Source organism: Emticicia aquatilis, assembly GCF_014644295.1.
GTDB classification, from domain to species: domain Bacteria; phylum Bacteroidota; class Bacteroidia; order Cytophagales; family Spirosomataceae; genus Emticicia; species Emticicia aquatilis.
This window is the reverse complement of the sequence record NZ_BMKK01000013.1, coordinates 124,307-143,258: the sequence shown is the minus strand read 5'-3', so window position 1 is coordinate 143,258 and position 18,952 is coordinate 124,307. Positions and strand designations below refer to the sequence as shown.

The following is an 18,952-nucleotide window of genomic DNA, read 5'->3' as shown; positions in this document are numbered from 1 at the left end:
CCTTAGTAAATCTTTAATATTTGTAAAAACTTTAACCTATGACACGAAAATATGCACTTTTAGCAGTTGGCGAGTTGCTGGCTGACTTTATTGGAATGGAAATTACGGAGGATATTTCGACAGCCGAAAGATTCCAACGCTTTCAGGGCGGAAGCCCCTCAAATTTAGCAGCCAATATGGCTCGTTTGGGCAATCATACTGCTATTGTTTCGTGCGTAGGTGATGATAATTTAGGAAAATATTTAGTAGAAAAAGTTCGAGAAACTGGTGTTGATGTCAGTCACGTTGGTGTAGATAAACAAGAGCCGTCGAGCATTGTGGTTGTGGCTCGCTCGAAAAGCACACCCGATTTTATTGCTTATCGAACCGCCGACCGCATGATTCGACCAAAGCATATTTCGGATGAATTACTGAGCCAAAGTGCCATTTTTCATACAACATGCTTTGCTTTGAGTCAAAATCCCGCTCAGAAAACCATTGTTGAGGCTGCTGAACGTGCAGCACAACTGGGTTGCCAGCTGAGTATTGATTTAAACTATGCCCCAACGATTTGGCCTGACCGAGAAGAAGCCATACAAATAATTGAGGCATATATCAAACACGGAGCATTGGCCAAAATGAGTGAAGACGATGCCGAGCGTCTGTACGGCCGAGTTATCGAACCAGAAGAAGCCATTGCCGATTTACACCGCATGGGAGCATCGGTAGTGTGTTTTACGATGGGAGGACGAGGCAGCATTATTTCGTATGGAAATGGCAACAAAAAGTTTGAAATGGCAGCTCGAAAAATTGAGGTTGTAGATGCCACTGGTGCAGGAGATTCATACTGGTCGGGCTTTTTAACAGCATTTCTGGAAGGAAAAGATATAGAAACGTGTGCAAAAGCAGGTGTAAACATTGCAGTTTTGAAACTCACAACAATGGGACCGCTACCAGCGAAGGTAAGTAGAGCGATTTTATACGAATAATTTTATAGTTATACAGTTGTTTGATTAACAGCCAGTTAAGATGTAAATATTACTCCTAAAGCTGTGCATTTTTAGAAATCCAAAGAAAGAATGAAGCATTTTATCTCTTTGCACGATGTTGATAACGTGCAAGAATTAGTACAAGAAGGTATCAGACAAAAAGCAAATCGTTTCGCTGACCAAGCACTCGGAAAAAACAAAACCATTGGTTTACTTTTTTTCAATCAAAGTCTTCGTACACGTCTAAGCACACAAAAAGCCGCTGAAAATCTGGGAATGAATGTCTTGATGATGAATGTTGGGCAAGATAGTTGGCAACTCGAAATGGAAGATGGCGTAATCATGAACGGCGATAAAGCCGAACACGTAAAAGAAGCTGCAGCCGTGATTGGAAGCTACTGCGATATTATTGCTGTACGTGCATTTGCAGGTTTGAAAGACCGTGACGCTGATTATAAAGAGATAGTAATGGAAAAGTTTCGTCAGTATGCAGGCGTGCCAATTGTCAATTTAGAGTCGGCTACCCGCCACCCTTGCCAATCTTTGGCCGATTTGATTACCATCGAAGAATTCAAGAAAACTGCTCGCCCAAAAGTAGTACTTACTTGGTTGCCGCACTTTAAGCCATTGCCACAGGCCGTTGCCAATTCGTTTGCTGAATGGGTCAATAAAACAGACTACGAATTTGTAATCACCCACCCCGAAGGCTACGATTTAGCTCCCGAAATGGTAGGGAATGCCAAAGTAATTTACGACCAAAACGAAGCCCTCAAAGGTGCTGATTTTGTATATGGCAAAAACTGGTCATCGTACACTCACTACGGCCAAGTGCTTTCGCAAGACCCTTCTTGGATGATAACGAAAGAAAAAATGGATTTGACCAACAATGGCCTTTTTATGCACTGCTTACCAGTTCGTAGAAACCTCAAAGTGACCGACTATGTACTTGATAATCAATCTGTTGTAATTCCTCAAGCCGCTAACCGTGAATGGTCGGCTCAGGCTGTTTTGAAGACGATTTTGGCAGGAATGTAAGAGTTACGAAAGTAGATAAATGTAAGAAATACAAGAAAACTTCGTACCTTTGGGTTTTTACTAAGAAAAATAAAATTATGATTATAGAACCAAGAATGCGAGGGTTTATATGTTTGACCGCACATCCAAAAGGTTGCGAAAAGAACATCTTAAATCAAATTGAGTTTACAAAATCACAGGGGCCAATTGATGGAGCAAAGAAAGTCTTAGTTATCGGTGCTTCAACAGGTTTTGGTCTTGCTTCAAGAATTACAAGTGCATTCGGCTCAAATGCCGCTACGATAGGTGTCTTTTTTGAAAAAGCCCCTGCCCCAGGCAAAACTGCCTCACCAGGTTGGTATAATAGTGCTGCTTTTCAGGAAGAAGCCGAAAAAGCGGGTCTATATGCCAAAAGCATCAATGGTGATGCCTTTTCTACGGAAGTAAAAAATAAAACAATCGAATTAATCAAGGCCGATTTGGGCAAAGTTGATTTGGTCATATATAGTTTGGCCTCGCCAGTACGTACAAATCCAGTTACGGGCGTTTTGCACCGTTCGGTTTTGAAGCCAATCGGCAATGCTTTTACCAATAAAACAGTCGATTTCCACACAGGAAATGTTACCGATATTACGATTGCTCCTTGCACTGACGAGGACATCGAAAACACAGTAGCCGTAATGGGTGGTGAAGACTGGGAAATGTGGATTGATGCCCTTACCGAAGCCGACGCATTAGCTGATAACGCTCTTACGATTGCTTATTCGTACATCGGGCCGTCATTAACCGAAGCTGTTTACCGCAAAGGAACAATCGGTCGTGCAAAAGACCATTTGGAAGCAACCGCTTTCAAGATTTCTAATAAATTAGATAGCATCGGCGGAAAGGCTTATGTATCAGTAAATAAAGCTTTGGTGACACAAGCGAGTTCGGCCATTCCTGTAATTCCTTTATATATTTCATTATTGTACAAAAAAATGAAAGAAAAAGGCGTTCATGAAGGTTGTATCGAGCAGATAGTTCGCTTGTTTAAGGAGCGTCTTTATACTGGTGAAGCAGTTCCAACTGACGAAAAAGGCAGAATCAGAATCGATGATTTAGAAATGGCTGAAGATATTCAGGCAAAAGTTTCTGAATTGTGGGAACAAGCAACCACCGAAACCCTTCCAGCAATTGGTGATTTGAACGGTTATAAGTCAGATTTCTTAAATCTATTTGGTTTTGGCTTCGATGGTGTTGATTATCAAGCAGATGTAAACGAAGTTGTTGAAATTAAAGGATTAGTTTGAGAAATCAACAGTCTTTAGAGATACATTAAAATAACAAAAAAGGCGAAGAGAATTCTTCGCCTTTTTTGTTATGAAGTCCTACAACCAAATAATTATTGTCCAACGATGTCGGCTCTCATGCCACCCAACGCTGTCAATAATTCGATTTTTGCTTTTGACTGCACATTGTATTTAACCAATGATTTTGTCAAATCTTCTACCAAAGCATTGAAGTGAGCATCAGTGATTTTCATACCTTTATGGGCAGTTTTCATATCCATACCTGTATATTTTTCTGTACCACCAGAAGCAGCACCTACTTGATTTACGAGATTCATTTTTAATCTATTTAAACGTGCTGGGTCAGCCGCCGCTGCTGCAAAAAATGAATTGATACGAGTATCTGCCGCTACTTTACCAATAAAATCATCAATAACTAAAGTAATTCCTGCATTCATACCCAAACGAGCGTAAAGAGGAGTTGAGCCTTCAACGATGTCGCCTTTCATAGCTGCCAATGCACCTAATAATTGGCTTTTTGGTTTTGGTAAAACCTTAAACTTATCCAATGATTTTACTAAATCTTCAACCAAAGCATTAAAATCTGCTTCGCTTACGCCCATACCTTTGTGAGCAGCTTTCATGTCAAGGCCAGTATATTTTTCTGGGCCACCAGTTGCCATTCCAACTTGATTAATGAGGTTATTGCGTAACTTCATTAAACGTGCTGGGTCGGCGGCTGCATCAGCAAAAAACGCATTGATACGAGCATCACCCGCTACATTGGTAATGAATTGGTCGATTACTGCCGAAATAGCAGCATTTCCACCTAATTGTGCGTATAACGATGCACTCGGTTCAACGATGTCGGCTTTCATTGTTGCCAATGCTCCCAACAATTCATTTTTCTCTGTCATCGGAACGCTAAACTTATCAAGTGCTTTCGACAAATCTTCAACCAAAGCGTTGAAGTCAGCATCTTGAATATTCATGCCTTTGTGTGCGGTTTTCATGTCAAGGCCAGTGTACTTTTCAGGGCCACCAGTTGCTTGACCAACTTGATTTACTAAGTTATCACGCAATTTTTTCAAACGTGCTGGGTCGGCGGCTGCATCAGCAAAGAAGATATTGATGCGGGTATCGCTGGCAACGTTGGCAATGAATTGGTCAATTACTCCTGAGATGGCAGCATTTCCACCCAAACGCACATACAGAGACTTCGGAGGCTCCTCTTCTGTCTTCTTGCAAGCAGTGAAAAACAATGCCCCTGCAAGCAGTAAATAAACACTTTTTTTCATAATGAAAAATTGGTTATAGTTAAAAAAATAAAAAAATACTCACAGCTATATTGTCAATCTTGGCAAATAGATTTTCTGAAAATAAAGGCAATAAAAAGCCATTAACGCAAAAAACACATTTGCGAAAACAAACGAAAAAAGAAAGAAGTCTTGGGAAAAAGCTGAACTGCTTGAAAGAAACTATTTCAGCCTAAGATATTGAATGCCCTTAATAAAATGCTTTTTGTTTATCTTAAACAAAGGGTGCGTTTCATATTGGTAAAGAAATCAATATACTCCATCGGGACTGGGCATTTGGGACCTTCCATTGCGGCAAAATTTACCTTAGAGGCCACATAGTTTTTTTGTTGAACAACCGATTGAAGGGCTTCTTCCGAAACCTCATCGTCATAGAAAGTCACGCTTACAGTTTTGAATTGTGGATTTACCGTACAGGCCGTTACGCCTTTAGTGGCAGTAAGTTTTTGCGAAATGAGAGAGCTATCTGCCGCATCTACTTGCTTATCTAAATCAAATACAGCTAAGTGTATTGGCTTTAAATCAAGTTTTTCAGAAAGCGGTGGCTCTTCCCAATTTGCCCAAACCAACATCGAGACGAAAAATGTGAGTGCTATCACTCCCGTCACTTTGGCGAATTTGAGAAAGAATTTTTTCATTGTCGTATAAGATTATTTTGTTACCTGACATCATCTACGAGAAAACCAAAGTATTGGATTTATAATGCAAGATTAAAAAAAGTGAAGAACCTTGAAGGCAGAGGATAATCTGAACTTTGCAGAAAAACAAAAAGGTAGCAAACTTAAATTTGCTACCTTTTTTATCGGGTTTGAACGATGAACTTATTTCAAAATCTTACAAATCAGTTGAAATAGGTTGGGTTGAACAATCGCCGAAGCGAAAAAAGAGTTAGGTTGAATAGGGTGATGCAAATATAGAATATTTTCGAGAAAAAATATAAGACTGCAAAGTATTTTTAAAAAAAATTAATAATTTTTAATTTCAAGCATCGGCGATTCACAAGTTGTAGGGGGTTGTGATTCAATTTGAGAAGTAATCTTATAAAAATAACTCGTTTTGGCTTTCAATTCGGTTTTATCTTCAAAGACCGTTGTTCGGATTCCCGTAGGAGTTAAATTCTCAAAAACTCCCGACTCAGATGCTTTTCTGAAAACATAAAACTTTGCAAAATCAGCCAACTGAGCATCCCAGTTCAATAACACCGATTTTTTATCTTTTCCAGCAAGAAAACTCAGTTTAAAATTTTGTGGGCAAAGCCCCACCGATTGCGTAGTTACTGTAATTGGTACTTCGTTAGATGCACAATTATTGGTCGCCAGTCGCACAACGTAGCTATAATTGACACCAACTTCAGTATTTGTGTCTAAGAAAAATGGATTTCGAGTTGTACCAATCGTCTGAAAAGCGGCTTTACTGACCGAACGTTGAATAATATAATTTCCTGCATAATTGGCCGAATTCCCCTCTAACTGCCAAGATAAATAGACATTTGGTTTATCGACACCTTGCAATAAAGTAGCAGAAACCGCCGAACAAAAAGCATTTGTCGGCACAGTAGGTGCAAAATAACTCACAACCGTTGAAGCAACCGTATCTTTGATAGTTTTGCTTAATAAACGAAATGATACTTTTCCGCCACGAAAAGGCTCAGCTAACTCAATTGAGCGTTGGTTGGGTGTAATATCATCAGAAAGTAATTGAAAACTTCCGTTATTTTCAGAGCGTTCGATACGAAAACCCTTTACGAGTGGCTCTTGATAAGCATCGAAATACCAATTTATTTTTACTCGATTATTGGGCAAAATATCTATTGAGGTAAAAGCAGGTGGCGTAAAAGATGGAACAGTATCTTCAATAATCGTTCGCCCGCACGCCAGCATGAGGCAAATGCTTAAAAACAGGAATATCTTTATAAAGTTATGTTTCACAGTTGGTATTGATTTTGTTGTTTTGCATTTTGGTACTAATACTCAATTATTTGCCAAATTACGACTTCGTAATTTACTGATAATCAGCATTCTTAATTCTTAATTCTTAATTCTTAATTGTACATTAGTACTTATCTCGTCAAGATTTTACAAAAATCGCTAACTTTGACGAGTTTTTCTAACAAACCTCTTTCTTTCTTATTGCCTAATGATAGTTCAAAAAGACGTACAACTCAAGCCATATAATACTTTCGGAATCGAAGCAACAGCAAAATATTTTGTTGAAGTGTCGAGTATTGAGCAACTAAAAGAAATCTTACAAAACCCTGATTATCAATCAACTGAGCGTTTGATTTTGGGCGGAGGAAGCAATATGTTGCTCACGAAAGATTTTGAAGGTTTGGTTATAAAAATAGCCATCAAAGGCTTTGAAGTTGTCAAAGAAAATGAAGATAATATTTGGATAAAAGCAGGAGCGGGCGTTGTTTGGCACGATTTGGTGATGCACTGCGTCAACCAAAATTATGCAGGAATGGAAAACTTATCGCTGATTCCAGGCACGGTCGGTGCTGCTCCTATGCAAAATATTGGTGCTTATGGGGTAGAAATAAAAGAAGTCTTTGAGGAATTAGAAGCTTTGGAAATAGAAACTGGTGAAATCAGAACTTTCGATAAAGCCACTTGTAATTTCGGCTATCGAGAAAGTATTTTCAAACATGAGGCAAAAGGTAAATATATTATTTTGAACGTAACTTTTAAACTGAATAAAAAACCAACTTTCCACGTAGAATACGGAGCCATAAAAGATACTTTGGCCGAAATGGGAGTAACCGAAATGAGCATCAAAGCCATCAGCGATGCCGTGATTCATATTCGCCAAAGTAAACTACCAAACCCAGCCGAAATTGGCAATGCAGGAAGTTTTTTCAAAAACCCTGAGATTCCGAATACGCAATTTGAGGCTTTAAAAGCACAATTCCCAACGATTCCATCTTACCCCGTCAACGAAACTACCACGAAAGTTCCTGCGGGTTGGCTGATTGAGCAAGCAGGTTGGAAAGGTCAACGCTTTGGCAATGTGGGCGTACACGCCAAACAGGCTTTGGTGTTGGTCAATTACGGTGGCGGCAAAGGCGAAGAAATCAAAGATTTATCACAAAAAATACAGGCATCAGTCAAAGAAAAATTTGGTATTCAGCTTTCGGCTGAAGTTAATTTTATCTGAAATTAAAAATATTTTTCGTTTATAAAAATCTGATAATCAAGTATTTAAAAATTATTCTTAGCTTGATTATCAGATTTTTTATTTTTCTCTGCAACCCTCTCTCCTATTTTCTGCATCTTCATTACGAAAAGCAAATTTTCAAAAACTACTGCAGCAGTTTTTCAAACATAGCTCGATGAGCGAGAGAAAATAGACAAATATTTCTATCGCCATCCGACACAAAATAATCATTCACATTCTGAATGCGGGTTGCCGCAAAAACTAAAATTATGAAAACGCTTGTAAAAACAATCGCTGCTTTAGCCATAGCTATCACTGTAAATTCGGGTGCATTTGCCCAAGACGATGAAAACGATTCGAGAGAATACAAACAATCATCGCATTATTCACCAAAGAAACACAACATGTTTTCTCGCAAAGACTTTGGATTGTACGTTGGTCTAAACACCTACGAAACAAAAAACTTGCCTGAGCTTGATAATGTGCGTTCGAGATACGTAGCCTTAAACTGGAAGAAAAACCACCGCCTCATTACGGGCAATCATGTAGATGTCGCTCTCGGAACAGGCTTCGAGTTTGCTTGGAACAATTATATGATGAAAGAGAACATTCGCTTGGTAAATACCGCCAACGGTGCAGGTTTTGTAGATGTAAAAGAAAATCTTGATAAATCGAAATTTGTGATGTCGAGTTTCAATATTCCAATGATGTTGCAGTTTGGCTTTAAAGAAAGTAAATGGAGTCTTGGAGTTGGTGCTTATGGTGGTGCGAGAATCGGCAGCTACGTAAAAACCAAAGAAGAAACAGGAGCAAAAGAACACTTCAAAAGTGCATATAACCTCAATAAATTCCATTATGGATTTGCCGCCGAATTAGGTCGTGAAGGTTTTGCCATCTTTGCCCGCTACGAAGCTACCCCACTTTTCAAAGACAATAACCCTATCAATGGCAATGCCATTTCATTCGGGATTCGTTTGTAAAACCACTTGACTTAACGCTGGCATGGTTTTGAACCATGCCAGCGTTTTTTGTTTAAAGTGACAAAGTGTGGCACATTTGGTATTCAACGTCTCTACAAAATATCAAAATCAAAAGCCTGAATATCAGGTGCGACAAAAGTCAATCGAGCTTCACGAGAAAGTAGTTTTTCCCGAGTGTAGAAAGTAAAGGCAGCGTTTCGGTCGCAATACTTACTTTTTAAGAAAGCATTACAGACTTGCTCAAAATTCCGATTATGAGTCGAATTTCTTTGCCAAAATTCATTCAAAAGCCACACCCAAAATACCGTAATTGATTCATGGTAGCCACTCGAATCGGTATTTTGTCCGCCACTTGCTTCGTTATAGGTTTTAATATTTTCTCTCATTTTCACGAGAGCATCATCGTAATCAAAATTGGCTACGTGCCATAGACCAGCAATCAAATGAGCTTCGTGAGTCCATTCTTTGGCAGGAAGAGTTTTCGCTCGAAAACCTTCAATAATATGGTCGAATTCGATTTGTTTGGAAGGCATGTAGTAATCCATAAATCAAAATTTTCTTTGGATAATCTCACGAAATAATAAAAAATCAAGATTATTTCAAAATAATATTTTGACCAAATGGCAAGAACATTATTTCTGTTTGTATGTTAATTATAATTGTAAGCCGATTTTCTATCTTTGTCAAAAACTAAACCCTTAAAAACTATGCACATTTTCGACCATACCTTATTAAAAGTTATTCAGGTGCTTATCTCGCTTTTTGCGGGCGTACTTTTCCTACAATCGGGCTTCGATAAAGTCTTCGATTTTAAAGGTAATAAAGGATACATTCAGAGTGTTTTTGCCAAAACGTTTTTCAATTCTTTTTCGGGAATTTTATTCGTAATCATTACAATATTGGAAGTTTTGGCAGGATTGGCTTCTTTTTTCGGAGCAATTTTCTATTTCATCGAAGGACAAAAAGACTTTGCGATTCTCGGCTTAGAGCTATCGCTTCTTTCTATTTTGTGTTTGTTTACTGGTCAACGCATCGCCAAAGATTACGCTGGAGCAGCTTCATTGGTAGGCTATTTTTTACTGATAGCTTTTGGATTATTTACCTTTGCTTTGGTCGGATAAAAACGTTTCCTTCGGCTCCGCTCAGGCAACGTTTTTTTCGGTGGCTGAGCGGAGTCGAAGCCACCGAAAAATATTAAAACCAATCACTTTGCATTTCAATCGTCACGCTATCAGTACTTTGTAAGCGTTTTACGAGCGAATCTACTTTTACTAATTCATATTCATAAAAATACCTCATCGTAGCTAATTTTCCTTGATAGAAATTTTGGTCAGCTTCGTGGGCATCATTTAGTTTTTCTTTCGCCACCATACCTTGATTGAGCCATTGCCAAGCAATCGTGATGATGCCAAACATTTCGAGATAAAGCGTGGCATCGGCCAAAAACTTCTCGGTTTCTCCTTTTCCTGCCAAACCGAGCAAATAGCCAGTGGCTTGCTGGGCTTTGCCCAATGTTTTTTGCAAATTTTCTACAAAAGGCTGCAAATCTTCATTTTCAGAAGCTTTTGCCATTGTTTTGCTTACTTCTTCAAAGAAAATCTGAGCGGCTTTTCCATTATGAATCGTGATTTTTCGACCCAATAAATCAAGTCCATGAATGCCCGTTGTGCCTTCATGAATTGGGTGAATACGAGCCTCACGATAATATTGCTCGACCGTAAAATCAGTTGTATAGCCAGCACCACCCAAAACCTGCACAGCCGCACTTGTCGAAAGACAACACATTTCAGAAGGATACGATTTGGCAATTGGCGTAAGCAAATCGAGCAATAAACTCGCTCGTTCTTTAGTTTCACCTTCTTCTACATGAATCAAATCTGATAATTTGCTGCAATATAGAAGTAAAGCCAACGAACCCTCAACGACTGATTTCTGAAACAACAGCATTCGTTTCACATCAGCATGATTGATAATAGTGGTCTGTGGCATTGTAGGGTCTTTCTCCGAAATCTTTCTACCTTGTGGACGCTCTTTTGCATAAGCCAACGAAGTATGATAGGCTGCCGTACCGATAGCAGTAGCGTTTAACCCCACACTGATACGTGCCTCGTTCATTAATTGAAACATATAACTCAAACCTTTATGCGGTTCGCCAACCAAATAGCCCAAAGCACCGTCATTCGAGCCGATACTCAAATGAGCAATCGGAGCTCCTTTGTAGCCCATCTTATGGAATATTCCAGCCGTAATTACATCATTATCAATCAATTCTCCATTTTCTGGGCGTTTTTGTGGTACTACAAATAACGAAATTCCTTTTGCTCCAATCGGTCCGCCTTTTATTTTGGCAAGCATTAAGTGAACAATATTTTCACAAGCATCGTGGTCGCCCGCCGAAATATAAATTTTCTGTCCTTTTATCTTATATACTCCTTCTGTTTCGGTTGGTTCGGCACTCGTCGAAATATCAGAAAGCGAACTTCCTGCATCGGGTTCGGTCAAGGCCATTGTTCCCTGCCACTTACCCGAATACATATCAGGCGTGAATCTATCAATCAATTCTTGCGAACCAAAGGTGCGAATCAGATTAGCCGAACCACCACTCATAAACGAGAAGATGCTCGAAGAATAATTGGCGGCTTGAAAAATAAACCCAGCCGCATTTAAAATAGTAGTTGGCAGTTGCTGCCCACCTTCATCGTATCGAAAAGCAGCATTTACCCAGCCATCTTCCCCCATTTTCTTGATGATGGGTTTCATACCTTCGTGGATTCTGATTTTTCCATCGACTAATTGCGGCTCTTTTCTGTCCATTTCGGTCAGAAGTGGAAGCATCATTTTGGTGGCAATACCTTCGGCAGCCTCAAGTACCATATCAAACGACTCTCGGTTATGGTCTTGAAAATATTCATACTTGGTAAGTGATTCACTATCAAGTACTTCAAATAATTGAAATTGTAAATCTCGTTTTGAGTAAAACATGACCCCCAGCCCCTAAAGGGGAGTTAAAGATTAAAATATTAGACTATAAATAATGTTTTTTTACGTTTAAAAAAAGCATTTTAGCTCCCTTCAGGGCGGGGGGTATCCCCACTCCCAACACACTTCCAGCAAAGACATCTCTCGGAAAATGCTGAAAAAGGTACATTCGAGAGTAGCCCACGAGCATAGCTATCAACAAAGCAACGATTGCGGGAGATTTTTTTTTCTGCACAAACAAACACACACACGCAAATCCAAACGCTGTCATGGTATGCCCTGACGGAAAACTCTGCCAATGGTGCATCGTTACACCATCAACCAAATGAATGGCTTGGCCTGAATGTTGATAAACTTCAATCGGTCGTGGATAATTAAAGATGTTTTTCAACGAAACCGACACCAAAACTTTTGATAGCCAACTAATTAGCAGTACTTTTATGGCATAGCTTCTATCGTTTTCTCTTACATAGTTATCGTAAGCTAACGCACACAAAAATGAAAACCAAATTGTATCCTCGCCAAGTAGTGTTACGTAGCGAAAAAAACTATCTGACAGTGAGTTGTGATGTCGGTTTATCCAAAACATTATTTCGGTTGGTGTAAAAAGTAGCTGCAAAACAGCCCCAAAAATCACCCAAACGAAGAAAATAATGAAAAATAAACGATTATTAGTAAGTATTTTAAGCATTTTCTCTAAGAAACTTTCTTAATTCCAAAATTAGCCGTAAATTTGCAACCTTTCTGTGAAAACGTGAGCAAGATACTATCAAAATACGACATTAACATTCAAGGACTCGAAGAAAAGGTTCATACGTTTGAATTCGAGGGCGATGATACGTTTTTTGGGGCTTTCGAGCAGAGTTTTATTACGAAGGGAAATTTTAAAGCCATCGTAAGACTCAACAAGAATTCCGCCTTGATTCAGTTGGACTTCGATATTAGGGCAAACGTCGAATTGACTTGCGACCGTAGTCTCGAATTGTTTGATGAAGAAGTACAGGTTGAGGAAAGATACATTTATAAATTTGGTGACCGTTACGAAGAAATCACTGACGAAATCGAAATGATTCCTTACGGAGCCGACACCATCAATATCGCACAACACATTTATGATTTTATTGGCATTTCGCTTCCGATGAAGAAGCTACATCCAAGATTCAGAGATGAAGATATTGACGAAGATGGCTTACTGGTTTATACTTCTGAAAAAGAAGAGCAACCTACTGACGAGCCAAAAGAGCAAGAAATCGACCCAAGATGGGCTGCTCTTAGTAAATTAAGAATGAATAATTAAGCATTAAGAATTGGCTTTCGAGCTAAAAATCTTTTCCGCTGATTAATTTAGATATATAAATTTTGTAAATAGTTAATTGTTAATAGTAAAATGGCACATCCTAAGAGAAGACATTCGACAACAAGAAGAGATAAGCGTAGAACGCACGATTCTTTATCAACTAAAGCCTTATCGGTAGATGCTACTACTGGCGAAATTCACGTTCGTCACCGTGCACACGTATTCGAAGGTAACTTATTCTACAAAGGCAAATTAGTTGCTGAAGGCTACCAAAAAGCTTAATAATACTTGTGGCTGGATACTGGTTACTTACCTATTAGATTATGTGCTTGGCACGTAATAGACACCAGTAGCCGTTACCCAAAAACAAATATTTACTCAACCAAGAGATTGCTTTTATGAAAATTGCCGTAGATGTTATGGGGGGTGATTTTGCTCCCAAAGCTATCGTCGAAGGTGCTGTCATTGCCGCCAACCAATTACCCGAAGGCGTAAAGCTGGTGTTGATTGGCAAACAAAGCATAATGCTTGATATTTTACGAACGATGAAATATCCTGCTCATGCTGTTGAAATGGTTAATGCTGACGATGTTATCGAGATGGGTGAACATCCTACAAGGGCTTTTTCTCAGAAACCCAATTCCAGCATTGGAGTTGGGTTTAAACTTTTAAAGGAGAAACAAGTCGATGCTTTTTGTAGTGCCGGAAATACTGGTGCTATGATGGTAGGTTCACTCTTTACAGTTAAAACAGTTGGAAATATCCAACGCCCACCTATTGCGGGTTTCCTTCCCCTAAAAAATGGCGGATACAGCCTAATGCTTGATATTGGTGCTAACGCCGACTGCAAACCCGAAGTTTTGGCCGAATTTGCCGAACTTGGCTCGCTTTATACAAAATTCTCATTCGGAATCGAAAACCCTAAAGTTGCTCTTCTCAATATCGGAGAAGAAGAACAAAAAGGCTCAACCGTCGTACAAGCTGCCCATCAATTATTGAAAATCAACAAAAAAATCAACTTCATCGGAAACGTAGAAGGACGTGATTTGTTTGATGGCAAAGCCGACGTAATCGTAACCGAAGGCTTTACTGGAAATGTTATCTTCAAAATGGGTGAATCGTTCTACGATTACGCCGCCGAAAAAGGTATCAAAGACCCCCTCATTGACCGTATGAATTACGAAGTAAGTGGCGGAAGTCCGATTATTGGTATCAAAGGCAACGTAATTGTGGCACACGGTATTTCGTCGCCCGAAGCTATCAAAAACATGATTTTCTTGGCCATCCGTCAAGTAGAATCGAAAGTAACCGAACACATTATCGAATCATACGAAGATTAAGACAAGAATTAGGATTATTTTCTGACTAATTACCAAACTTAATTAAGCCAAAACGGTCGTACACAGATTAAAATCGTTTGTACAGTACCAAATAACTAAACTCTAAATGAAATTAAAAGCAGCTATCACTGGTATTCATGGCTATGTGCCAGAAGATATTTTGACCAACGAAGATTTAGAAAAATTGGTTGATACTAATGACGAATGGATTACGAGCCGAACTGGTATCAAAGAACGCCACATTTTGAAAGGAGAAGGTTTAGCTACTTCGTACATGGCATCAGAAGCAGTGAAAGGCTTACTTGCTAAAACAGGAACCGACCCAAAAGATATTGATTTGGTAATATGTGCAACGGTAACACCAGACTACATGTTTCCTTCAACCGCCAACTTGGTGTGTACACAATGTGGAATTCCTGCCATTGGAAGTTTTGATATTTTGGCTGCTTGTTCTGGCTTTTTATATGCACTTTCGGTAGGTTCACAATTTATTGAGTCTGCCCGATACAAAAAAGTTATCGTTATTGGTGCTGACAAAATGTCGGCAATCGTTGACTACACCGACCGTACTACTTGTGTATTATTTGGTGATGGTGCAGGGGCAGTATTGCTCGAACCAACTACCGAAAATGAAGGCGTGATGGATTTCATCTTGAAATCAGATGGTACTGGAGAAAACCACTTAATTATGAAAGGTGGTGGAAGCCGCTACCCAGCCAGCCACGAAACGGTTGATAACAGATGGCACAATATTCATCAAGAAGGGCCTTCGGTATTTAAGTTTGCCGTAACTAACATGGCAGATGTTTCGGCCGAAATCATGGAAAAAAATAATCTTACGGGCGAAGACGTAGCATGGTTAGTGCCTCACCAAGCCAACAAGCGTATCATTGACGCTACTGCTCGCCGCATGGGAATTGGCGATGAAAAAGTAATGCTCAATATCCAACGATATGGTAATACAACGGCCGCAACTATCCCTCTGTGTTTATTCGATTACCAAAATCAACTCAAAAAAGGAGATAATCTGATTTTAGCGGCTTTTGGTGGAGGTTTCACTTGGGGAGCATGCTATGTCAAGTGGGCAATCTAAGTAGCTTTTCCGATTGAAAGTCTCGATTTCTCGCACCAAACGCCAATTTATTTTTCAATAGGAATTAGGTAGAAAAGTTTGAAACTCTAAAGCAGGTTTAAGTAGAATACACAACTATAAAACAATGAAAAAACTCATATTACTCTGTATTATTTGTTTATTTTCATCTAAAATAACAGCTCAAAGAGCCAAAGTTAATCAAGTCTTTAGTTTTGGCGGGGCTTTTAGTAGCGGTCAGTTTATACCAAACATAAGTTTTGGAGAACAAGTCTTACTTGGTAAAGACTACCGATTTGCAATAGGTTCGGGTATTCGAGCAACAATATTTTCTGCCAAAGGAAATACATTTACAGGACTGAAAAGCCCGTATTTATTAACTACAATTACACCGTTGATTCGTGAGAATATGTTTATACTCAACGCACCAATCTCGGCAGAATATCAAGGAGATAAAGTTGTAGCGGGTTTCAATATTGACTTGATAGGACTAACCTTTGGAAGAAGTAAAGATTCTCTGGCAATCAGTAGATATATAGGCTCTACAGATAATTTATCGGTTAAGCCAACCCAGTTTAATTTTGCACTCGGAAGTGCAGGAAGTACAAACAGTGAAGTCTATGTTGGTTTTCGAATCAGAGAAGAAATCACTGTAAAAGCAGGAGTCAGTTTCTTATTTACTAAGCTCAATTTACGCTCAACCACCGACGAGCAGATTACAAAATTAGGAAACTTTGGTCATAGCATGAACGCAATCCCTTTTATAAACCTCGTCTTTAATTTTGAGAAATAGTTTATAATTGACTGATAATTAATTACTTACGAATAAATAATTTTAGATATATTTAGTAATGGCAACAACAGCAGATTTTAGAAATGGTCTTTGTTTGGAATGGAATAATGACCTTTACTCAATCGTAGAATTTCAGCACGTAAAACCAGGTAAAGGCCCAGCTTTTGTAAGAACAAAGTTGAGAAATATCAAGACAGGCAGAGTAATTGATAATACATTTACATCGGGCGTAACGGTTACTACTGCTCGAATCGAAAAAAGAGAATTCCAATTCCTTTATAAAGATGAGGATGGCTATAATTTCATGGAAACCGAAACTTTCGAGCAATTTAACCTCGACGAGAAGATGGTTCCACAAGCCGATTTAATGAAAGACGGCCAAGCAGTTTCGGTATTAGTTCACGCTGAAACTGAAACAATCCTTAGCGTTGAGCTTCCTCAATACGTTGAGCTTCGTGTAACTTACACTGAGCCAGGCTTGAAAGGTGATACTTCTACCAGCCCAAGCAAACCAGCAACAGTTGAGACAGGTGCAACCATCAAAGTACCTCTTTTCATCGAAAACGATGAATTGATTCGTGTAAATACGAACACTTACGAATATGATTCAAGAGTAAAAGAAGGCAAATAATCAATAGCTTATCTCAAAGGCTCTTTTTGAATGTTCAAAACGAAATATTATCATAGACGATATCTTCAAAAAATTTGAAAAGTAGCAAAGAATTTGGTAGCTCCGAAATTATATTTCTGCTTTTCTTATTTCTTTGTAGGTATCGTCTTTCTTTTTACATTTGTACGGTAAATACTCAAAAACCACGAATAATCTTATACCCTTCATGGAAACAAAAGACATCCAAAAACTAATAGATTTTATATCTCAATCAGGCTTAGACGAAGTAAACATCGAAACTTCGGAGTTGAAACTTGCTATTAAGCGTTATTCAAATGCCGCTCCAGTAGCTGTTCAAGCACAACCTGCTTATGTTGCTCCAGCTCCAGTAGTAGCGGCTCTTGCACCAGTAGCTGCCCCAGCAACTCCAGCAGCCGCTCCTGCACCAGCAGCCGAAGCAAGCAACTTAATCACCATTAAATCACCAATGATTGGTACATTTTACCGCTCACCTGGCCCAGACAAAGCTAATTTCGTTGAAGTAGGCGATGAAGTATCAACAGGGAAAGTGGTTTGTATCATCGAAGCAATGAAATTATTCAACGAGATTGAGTCAGAAGTTTCTGGTAAAATCGTTAAAGTTTTGGTTGAAAACGCAACGCCAGTTGAGTTCGACCAACCATTATTCTTGGTTGAGCCAAACTAATTTGAAAGTAAGTAAGTTTGAAGATTTGTCCAAAGCGGAGTTTTTTCAAAATTTCAAATTTTAACAATTTCCAAATTCGAAAATCGTGTTTAAAAAAATATTAATAGCTAATCGTGGAGAAATTGCTCTACGCATTATCAGAACTTGCCGTGAAATGGGCATCAAAACAGTAGCGGTTTATTCTACTGCCGACCGTGATAGTCTGCATGTAAGATTTGCCGATGAAGCTGTTTGTATCGGGCCAGCGGCCAGCCGTCAGTCATATTTGAGCATTCCGAACATCATTTCGGCGGCTGAAATAACGAATGCAGATGCGATTCACCCAGGCTACGGCTTTTTGTCGGAAAATGCTGAATTTTCGAGAATTTGTGCTGAATATGGCATCAAATTTATCGGTGCAACAGCCGACCAAATCAACTCAATGGGCGATAAAGCAACTGCCAAAGCAACCATGAAAGATTCGGGCGTACCCGTAATTCCAGGTTCTGAAGGCTTGCTCGAATCGGTTGAAGAAGGTATCCGTCTTTCGGAAGAAATGGGGTATCCTGTTATCATCAAAGCAACTGCTGGTGGTGGTGGCCGTGGTATGAGAATTATCAATAACTCATCGGAATTCCAAAAAGCATGGGACGACGCCAAAATGGAATCGGGTGCGGCTTTCGGAAACGATGGTTTATATTTAGAGAAATTTATCGAAGAACCTCGCCACATCGAAATTCAGATTGTGGGCGACCAAAACGGTCGAGTTTGTCACCTTTCGGAGCGTGACTGTTCGATTCAACGTCGTCACCAAAAATTGGTTGAAGAAACTCCTTCACCGATTGTTTCGCAAGAATTACGTGAAGAAATGGGTGCAGCGGCCATCAAAGGTGCAGCAGCCATTGGCTACGAAGGTGCAGGAACAATTGAGTTTTTGGTGGATAAACACGGTAAATTCTATTTCATGGAAATGAATACTCGTATTCAGGTTGAGCACCCGATTACGGAAGAAGTTACCGATTTCGATTTGATTAAAGAGCAAATCAAAGTGGCAGCAGGTGTGCCGATTTCGGGTAAAAACTACTTCCCGAAATTATATGCAATGGAGTGTCGTATCAATGCCGAAGACCCTCGCAATGGTTTCCGTCCATCACCAGGTAAAATCACGAATTTACATTTCCCTGGTGGCCACGGAGTACGTATCGACAGCCACGTATATGCAGGCTACACGATTCCATCAAATTATGACTCAATGATTGCCAAACTTATCGTTACAGGCCAATCAAGAGAAGAAGTTTTAACTCGTATGAAACGTGCCTTACAAGAATTTGTGATTGAAGGTATCAAAACAACGATTCCGTTCCACATCAAATTGATGGACGACGAGACTTTCAAATCTGGTAAATTCACAACCAAATTCTTAGAAAGTTTTGATTTTTCAGACATTTAAGAATCTTTT

General features: G+C 39.3%; 20 protein-coding genes. 14 read left to right on the top strand and 6 right to left on the bottom strand.

Features of this window, described 5'->3' with window-relative positions; translation table 11 throughout:
* The first annotated feature begins 38 nt into the window (after nt 1-38).
* The 3 genes from IEX65_RS24020 (at nt 39) to fabV (ending at nt 3,271) form a co-directional block, all read left to right on the top strand.
* Nucleotides 39-968: a carbohydrate kinase family protein gene (locus IEX65_RS24020; RefSeq protein WP_188770193.1), complete on the top strand. Its 930-nt coding sequence runs from the start codon at nt 39-41 to the stop codon at nt 966-968.
* A gap of 90 nt (nt 969-1,058) precedes the next feature.
* The gene (locus IEX65_RS24015; RefSeq protein ID WP_188770191.1) at nt 1,059-2,003 is read left to right on the top strand and encodes an N-acetylornithine carbamoyltransferase; all 945 of its coding nucleotides are present in this window, start codon (nt 1,059-1,061) and stop codon (nt 2,001-2,003) included.
* Nucleotides 2,004-2,080: 77 nt separating this feature from the next.
* A complete protein-coding gene (gene fabV, locus IEX65_RS24010) occupies nt 2,081-3,271 on the top strand; it encodes an enoyl-ACP reductase FabV (protein ID WP_188770189.1) in 1,191 nt (396 codons plus the stop codon).
* A 92-nt stretch (nt 3,272-3,363) separates the two neighbouring features.
* On the opposite strand, the gene IEX65_RS24005 is transcribed toward fabV, so the two are convergent.
* The 3 genes from IEX65_RS24005 to IEX65_RS23995 form a co-directional block, all read right to left on the bottom strand.
* A complete protein-coding gene (locus tag IEX65_RS24005; RefSeq protein WP_188770187.1) occupies nt 3,364-4,548 on the bottom strand; it encodes a group I truncated hemoglobin in 1,185 nt (394 codons plus the stop codon).
* Nucleotides 4,549-4,775: 227 nt separating this feature from the next.
* Nucleotides 4,776-5,204, bottom strand: a complete 429-nt coding sequence (locus IEX65_RS24000; RefSeq protein ID WP_188770185.1) for a hypothetical protein — start codon at nt 5,202-5,204, stop codon at nt 4,776-4,778.
* A 327-nt stretch (nt 5,205-5,531) separates the two neighbouring features.
* On the bottom strand, nt 5,532-6,494 hold the full coding sequence (locus IEX65_RS23995) for a fibronectin type III domain-containing protein (protein WP_188770183.1): 963 nt from the start codon (nt 6,492-6,494) through the stop codon (nt 5,532-5,534).
* Between the two features lie 208 nt (nt 6,495-6,702).
* Between IEX65_RS23995 and murB the strand changes: the two genes are divergently transcribed.
* Both murB and IEX65_RS23985 read left to right on the top strand, forming a co-directional pair.
* Nucleotides 6,703-7,719 (top strand): UDP-N-acetylmuramate dehydrogenase, encoded by a 1,017-nt coding sequence (murB, locus tag IEX65_RS23990; RefSeq protein WP_188770181.1) that lies wholly within the window; start codon nt 6,703-6,705, stop codon nt 7,717-7,719.
* A gap of 269 nt (nt 7,720-7,988) precedes the next feature.
* The gene (locus tag IEX65_RS23985; RefSeq protein WP_188770179.1) at nt 7,989-8,699 is read left to right on the top strand and encodes an outer membrane beta-barrel protein; all 711 of its coding nucleotides are present in this window, start codon (nt 7,989-7,991) and stop codon (nt 8,697-8,699) included.
* A 92-nt stretch (nt 8,700-8,791) separates the two neighbouring features.
* Here the strand turns inward: IEX65_RS23985 and IEX65_RS23980 are convergent, their stop codons facing one another.
* A complete protein-coding gene (locus tag IEX65_RS23980) occupies nt 8,792-9,244 on the bottom strand; it encodes a hypothetical protein (RefSeq protein ID WP_188770177.1) in 453 nt (150 codons plus the stop codon).
* A gap of 162 nt (nt 9,245-9,406) precedes the next feature.
* Here IEX65_RS23980 and IEX65_RS23975 point away from each other — a divergent pair, with 162 nt between their 5' ends.
* Nucleotides 9,407-9,820 (top strand): DoxX family protein, encoded by a 414-nt coding sequence (locus tag IEX65_RS23975; RefSeq protein ID WP_188770176.1) that lies wholly within the window; start codon nt 9,407-9,409, stop codon nt 9,818-9,820.
* 73 nt (nt 9,821-9,893) lie between these two features.
* Here the strand turns inward: IEX65_RS23975 and IEX65_RS23970 are convergent, their stop codons facing one another.
* Entirely contained in the window at nt 9,894-11,681 is a 1,788-nt protein-coding gene (locus tag IEX65_RS23970; protein ID WP_188770173.1) for an acyl-CoA dehydrogenase, read from the bottom strand.
* A gap of 43 nt (nt 11,682-11,724) precedes the next feature.
* Nucleotides 11,725-12,369 (bottom strand): phosphatase PAP2 family protein, encoded by a 645-nt coding sequence (locus IEX65_RS23965; RefSeq protein ID WP_188770171.1) that lies wholly within the window; start codon nt 12,367-12,369, stop codon nt 11,725-11,727.
* Between the two features lie 63 nt (nt 12,370-12,432).
* Between IEX65_RS23965 and IEX65_RS23960 the strand changes: the two genes are divergently transcribed.
* The 8 genes from IEX65_RS23960 (at nt 12,433) to accC (ending at nt 18,943) form a co-directional block, all read left to right on the top strand.
* Nucleotides 12,433-12,975 (top strand): YceD family protein, encoded by a 543-nt coding sequence (locus IEX65_RS23960; protein ID WP_188770169.1) that lies wholly within the window; start codon nt 12,433-12,435, stop codon nt 12,973-12,975.
* Between the two features lie 90 nt (nt 12,976-13,065).
* Complete coding sequence (gene rpmF / locus IEX65_RS23955) at nt 13,066-13,257, top strand: 50S ribosomal protein L32 (RefSeq protein WP_188770167.1); 192 nt, start codon at nt 13,066-13,068, stop codon at nt 13,255-13,257.
* 116 nt (nt 13,258-13,373) lie between these two features.
* Nucleotides 13,374-14,315 (top strand): phosphate acyltransferase PlsX, encoded by a 942-nt coding sequence (gene plsX, locus IEX65_RS23950; RefSeq protein ID WP_188770165.1) that lies wholly within the window; start codon nt 13,374-13,376, stop codon nt 14,313-14,315.
* A gap of 106 nt (nt 14,316-14,421) precedes the next feature.
* A complete protein-coding gene (locus IEX65_RS23945) occupies nt 14,422-15,408 on the top strand; it encodes a beta-ketoacyl-ACP synthase III (RefSeq protein WP_188770163.1) in 987 nt (328 codons plus the stop codon).
* A gap of 124 nt (nt 15,409-15,532) precedes the next feature.
* Entirely contained in the window at nt 15,533-16,198 is a 666-nt protein-coding gene (locus IEX65_RS23940; protein WP_188770161.1) for a hypothetical protein, read from the top strand.
* A gap of 58 nt (nt 16,199-16,256) precedes the next feature.
* Nucleotides 16,257-16,829, top strand: a complete 573-nt coding sequence (efp, locus tag IEX65_RS23935; RefSeq protein WP_188770159.1) for an elongation factor P — start codon at nt 16,257-16,259, stop codon at nt 16,827-16,829.
* 205 nt (nt 16,830-17,034) lie between these two features.
* Entirely contained in the window at nt 17,035-17,514 is a 480-nt protein-coding gene (gene accB, locus IEX65_RS23930; protein WP_188770157.1) for an acetyl-CoA carboxylase biotin carboxyl carrier protein, read from the top strand.
* Nucleotides 17,515-17,599: 85 nt separating this feature from the next.
* Nucleotides 17,600-18,943 carry an acetyl-CoA carboxylase biotin carboxylase subunit gene (accC, locus tag IEX65_RS23925; RefSeq protein ID WP_188770156.1) on the top strand — a complete coding sequence of 448 codons (1,344 nt, stop codon included), beginning with the start codon at nt 17,600-17,602 and terminating at the stop codon, nt 18,941-18,943.
* Nucleotides 18,944-18,952: the final 9 nt, after the last annotated feature.

Excerpts from the sequence above, each read along its gene's own strand:
- accB (WP_188770157.1), top strand. The coding sequence starts at position 17,035 with ATGGAAACAAAAGACATCCAAAAACTAATAGATTTTATATCTCAATCA.
- IEX65_RS24005 (WP_188770187.1), bottom strand. The coding sequence starts at position 4,548 with ATGAAAAAAAGTGTTTATTTACTGCTTGCAGGGGCATTGTTTTTCACT.
- fabV (WP_188770189.1), top strand. The coding sequence starts at position 2,081 with ATGATTATAGAACCAAGAATGCGAGGGTTTATATGTTTGACCGCACAT.
- IEX65_RS23975 (WP_188770176.1), top strand. The coding sequence starts at position 9,407 with ATGCACATTTTCGACCATACCTTATTAAAAGTTATTCAGGTGCTTATC.
- murB (WP_188770181.1), top strand. The coding sequence starts at position 6,703 with ATGATAGTTCAAAAAGACGTACAACTCAAGCCATATAATACTTTCGGA.
- IEX65_RS23965 (WP_188770171.1), bottom strand. The coding sequence starts at position 12,369 with ATGCTTAAAATACTTACTAATAATCGTTTATTTTTCATTATTTTCTTC.
- IEX65_RS24020 (WP_188770193.1), top strand. The coding sequence starts at position 39 with ATGACACGAAAATATGCACTTTTAGCAGTTGGCGAGTTGCTGGCTGAC.
- plsX (WP_188770165.1), top strand. The coding sequence starts at position 13,374 with ATGAAAATTGCCGTAGATGTTATGGGGGGTGATTTTGCTCCCAAAGCT.
- IEX65_RS23945 (WP_188770163.1), top strand. The coding sequence starts at position 14,422 with ATGAAATTAAAAGCAGCTATCACTGGTATTCATGGCTATGTGCCAGAA.
- IEX65_RS23985 (WP_188770179.1), top strand. The coding sequence starts at position 7,989 with ATGAAAACGCTTGTAAAAACAATCGCTGCTTTAGCCATAGCTATCACT.
- rpmF (WP_188770167.1), top strand. The coding sequence starts at position 13,066 with ATGGCACATCCTAAGAGAAGACATTCGACAACAAGAAGAGATAAGCGT.
- IEX65_RS24000 (WP_188770185.1), bottom strand. The coding sequence starts at position 5,204 with ATGAAAAAATTCTTTCTCAAATTCGCCAAAGTGACGGGAGTGATAGCA.
- IEX65_RS23970 (WP_188770173.1), bottom strand. The coding sequence starts at position 11,681 with ATGTTTTACTCAAAACGAGATTTACAATTTCAATTATTTGAAGTACTT.
- IEX65_RS24015 (WP_188770191.1), top strand. The coding sequence starts at position 1,059 with ATGAAGCATTTTATCTCTTTGCACGATGTTGATAACGTGCAAGAATTA.
- IEX65_RS23940 (WP_188770161.1), top strand. The coding sequence starts at position 15,533 with ATGAAAAAACTCATATTACTCTGTATTATTTGTTTATTTTCATCTAAA.
- efp (WP_188770159.1), top strand. The coding sequence starts at position 16,257 with ATGGCAACAACAGCAGATTTTAGAAATGGTCTTTGTTTGGAATGGAAT.
- IEX65_RS23980 (WP_188770177.1), bottom strand. The coding sequence starts at position 9,244 with ATGGATTACTACATGCCTTCCAAACAAATCGAATTCGACCATATTATT.